A 3175-nucleotide genomic window follows, 5' to 3' on the forward strand; every position below is an offset into this window, starting at 1 on the left:
AGTAGTGATCGACACCGGGCCCTGACCGCTGATCGTGCCGCTCTGACGGTTGTCGAGACTGGCGCCGTGCAGGTCGATACCGCCGTCAGTCACCAGTCGACCACCCTGGTTGATCAAGGCACCATCGCTGGTCAGGCTCAATTGGCCGGCACTGGAGAAACTGCCGCCCGAGTTATCCAGGCTGGCGGCGTGAGCCGTCAGGGTGCCTTCGCTGCTGATCAGCCCGGAGAGCTGGTTGGTCAGGGCAGCGTCGAGGGTGATCACCAGGCCCGACTGGGCGCTCAACTTACCGCCACTGTTGTCCAGAGTGCTGCCGGTCAGGGTCAGCGAGCCGTTGGTGATGACCGAACCACCGCTGTTGTCGAGACGAGTGGCCGTCAGGTCAAGGCGTTGCTGGGCGGTGATGCGGCCCTTCTGGGTGTTGTCGAGGGACTGGCCCTTGAAGGTGAAGAGATTGTTCGAACCCAGGCGACCGTTCTGGTTGTTCACCGCACCCGTGGCCGTGATATCCAGGATGTTATTGGCCATGACCAGGCCAGTGAGGTTGTCCATCGTGCCCAGGGTCAGCGTGGTATTGCCCTGGCTGGAAACTTCACCGGCGTTGTTGTTCAGATGACCAAGGGTCGCGGTCAAGGCGTTCTGGCCTTTGATCAGGCCACTCTGGGCGTTGAGCACGGTGTCGACCGTCAGACTCAGGCTGTCAGCGCTGAGGACCCGACCTTGGTTCTGGTTATCGAGGGTGCCTGCGGTGACGGCAGTTTTCCGCTGCCCGCTCAAGGTGCCGCCCTGGTTGTTCAGGGTCTGCGTAGCGGTGACACTCAGGTCACGACTGGCGATCACACTCTGGCCGGTGTTGGTCAGGCTCTGCGCGGTGACGCTGACATCGCCCGTGCTGTTACGGGTGTTATCGGCATTGACCCCGGCCTCGATGATGCCGTGGTTGGTCAATTGACCGCCGCTGTTGAGGGTGATGCTGTCCCGGGCCGCCAGGTTGTTCTGGCTATTGAGATCCCCCGTGGTCTGCACGTTCAAGCTGCTGCCGGCGTAGACCGGACCTTGGGCATCCAGGCTGGCGGCCTTCACGTTGACGGCGCCACTGGCGGTGGCCTGGACCATGCTCAGTTGGCCGTTGGCATCGAGCTGGATATCACCGCCACTGGCAGCCAGATTGCCGGCCAGTTTGACCCCTACCCCGGCTTCAGTCCCCACCAGTTTGATGGCGCCGGCATACATGCCGCCCAGCACCGAGGAATCAATCGCCACTTGTGGCTTGGTGCTGCCGTCATCGGCACGCGCCGTGGCATTGAGAGTGTGGGCATCAACGTCGTTACGACCGGCAATAACAGTCAATTGGTTAGCATTGATCTGCGCGTTGATGGTGGCGGCACGGGTGATGATTTCGAACTGGTCGATATTGCTGGCGTTGAGGCCGGCGCCGTCGATGGAAACGCTGCCCTGGTCGACCTGATAACCCGTGACCTGACCATTTGTGATGACGGCCTTGCCAGTAGTCAACGTGGCCTGCGGCGTGTTGATAAAGCCACAGCCGTTACAGCTAATGCCATACGGGTTGGCCACGATCACATGGGCCGACTGCCCCGCCACTTCGGTGTAGCCGCGCAACTGGCTCGGGCTGCCGCCATTCACCTCGTTGAGGATGACATTGGCCGCGGCACCGTTGAAATTCGGGTTACCGAGAATGATCCCGCCCAGTTGTGTCGACTGGGTACGCGCGGTGGCGTTGTTAAGGATGACCCCATTGGCCCCGACGTTGTAGTCGCTGAACTGGTTGTGCGACAGCCCCTGGGCATTCGGCGCGGCGATATTGACGATCGGTACGCCATTACCCGCCTGGCCGAGCGTGGTGCCCGGCGCATTGACCACGATCCCATCCGCCTGGGCCAGCAACGGCTGCCAGAACATCGCGTTCGCCAGAATGAACGCCAGCCCGCGCTTGGGCAGTCCCAGGAAATGTTCACGGTTTTTCAGGGCAGCAGAAGGCTGGCGGGCCAGGAAGGCAAACTGACGAACGTCCATGTCGGGATCTCGATGCAACGCGTGCGGTGAATGGAATTAGAGGAAGAAATCCAGACGGAAATAGACCGGCGCTTCACGCTCGGTGATCGGCGCTGGTCGTTCCAGGGAGTTGGCGAACGTCACGGTGGCGGCGAGATGCTTGCCCCGGGCAAACAGCTCAATCGAGTCGCTGGTCATCCGCCCGTGCTGTTCGGCGCTGTAGCGCCCATTACGAATCACGCCCTGGTCATAACCGACGCTGGTGCCGTACTCGGAAAGCACGGGCTGTAACCAGTCCCAGGTCACCGGCCGGCTCCAGCGCAAGTCATTGCGCCAGTAACCGCCGCTGTCGCCCGACAGCGTCTGATCTTTATAACCACGAATGGAGGACTGCCCGCCCAGGCTCATGCGCTGTGTGCTGAACAGCACGTCATTGGTGCGCTGGCCGGTCATCAGGCTACTGAAGCTGAACGACTCGCCCCACAGTTTGAACGGTTGCAGATAGCTGACCGTGGCGGTGTATTTGCGATAACGGGCGTCGGGCAAACCCTGCGTGAAATTCGGAACGTTGTCCTGGGCACCGAAGGCACCGATACCGTCCTGCATTCCCAAATCGAGGTTGACGAAGGCACTGCCGATCCGCCGACCGTGGGTGATGCCGAACTGCGCTTCGCTCAGGCGGTTGCTGCTGTCGGCCAGCTTGCTGCCTTCGATGAAGTTGTTGGTGCGCAGGTAGGTCAGGCCGGTATTGAGCGAGGTCTTGCTCAGGGCATCGCGGTAGATCACCCGCTCCAGCTTCACCTGATTGTTCTGGCTGTCGCCAGTCTGCTGGAAGTTGAAACCGTTGGCCTGGGCCTGGGAGCGGTAGTCGCTTTCGCTGTAGGTGTAGCTCAGGTTCCACCAGCCGAACGGCAGGTTGTAATAGAGCATGGCATTACGCGAGTTCTTCGTTTGATCGCTGACCACATCGTGGCCAGCACGCAAGGAAAACTGATCGGCCAGCCCCAACGGATTGTCCCAATCGAAGGTCGTTCCGGCCTGTTGCTCACCCGTGCTGCGCTGACCATCGTTACCGTAGGAAAGCCCCGCACGCCAAGGCTTCTGCGGGTTGTTCTTGACCAGCACCTCGCTGCCACCGACTTCCTTGCCCGGAGCCAGC

Annotated in this window: 2 protein-coding genes; both read right to left on the bottom strand. The window is 61.2% G+C overall.

Features of this window, described 5'->3' with window-relative positions; all coding sequences use genetic code 11:
• On the bottom strand, window positions 1–2037 hold a 2037-nt coding region (locus M5B42_RS31985), incomplete at its 3' end, for a filamentous hemagglutinin N-terminal domain-containing protein (protein WP_248748057.1).
• Between the two features lie 36 nt (window positions 2038–2073).
• Window positions 2074–3175: ShlB/FhaC/HecB family hemolysin secretion/activation protein (locus M5B42_RS31990; RefSeq protein ID WP_248748058.1), on the bottom strand; the 1102-nt coding region annotated here is incomplete at its 5' end.

Origin of the sequence: Pseudomonas sp. MWU12-2037, assembly GCF_023242345.1 — a bacterium.
In the GTDB taxonomy this organism is placed as follows: domain Bacteria; phylum Pseudomonadota; class Gammaproteobacteria; order Pseudomonadales; family Pseudomonadaceae; genus Aquipseudomonas; species Aquipseudomonas gingeri_D.